1 protein-coding gene is annotated in these 545 nt (G+C 59.3%); it reads left to right on the top strand.

All coding sequences use genetic code 11. From position 1 onward, the window contains the following. Window positions 1–380: group II intron maturase-specific domain-containing protein (locus tag PPL9_RS04600; protein ID WP_280139019.1), on the top strand; the 380-nt coding region annotated here is incomplete at its 5' end. Between the last annotated feature and the right edge of the window lie 165 nt (window positions 381–545).

Raw genomic sequence — 545 nt, forward strand, 5'->3', positions numbered from 1 at the left:
GCATTGGACGCAACTACCGCCCGACCGGGAGAGGAGCCTATATTGGTGCCCGACCGCTCAAGGCAAGCGTTCAAAGCATCTGCCGCAAGATAAGTGCGCAGACTGCTGCACGTCATGGGGTGATGACATCGGAGGAAATAGTACGACGCCTGAATTGGATGCTGTCCGGTTGGGCAAACTATTATCACCTCGGACAAGTCAGCCCGGCTTATGCGGCAATAGACGCGCATGCGACGAAGCGGCTGCGACAGTGGCTCTGTCGGAAGCACAAGGTTAGAAGCGGGAAGTATGTGCACTACCCGGATGAGAGGCTGTGGCAACACTACGGCCTCATGCACCTTGCGCCGAGGACTAAGGGCCTTCCGTGGGCGAAGGCATGATCCCGTCGGAAAGCCGGATGCGGGAAAACCGCACGTCCGGTTTGATGAGCGGGGACGAGGAAACGTGGTCATGGTGAGGATTGAGGCACCGGCAGTGTGCGAAAGCAGCCGGTCAACAGCTACTCCCCTCATCTACCGCAGGGCGCGTCTCTCCCCGACTCTACC

The sequence above is a fragment of the Pseudovibrio sp. POLY-S9 genome, assembly GCF_001431305.1.
Taxonomy (GTDB): domain Bacteria; phylum Pseudomonadota; class Alphaproteobacteria; order Rhizobiales; family Stappiaceae; genus Pseudovibrio.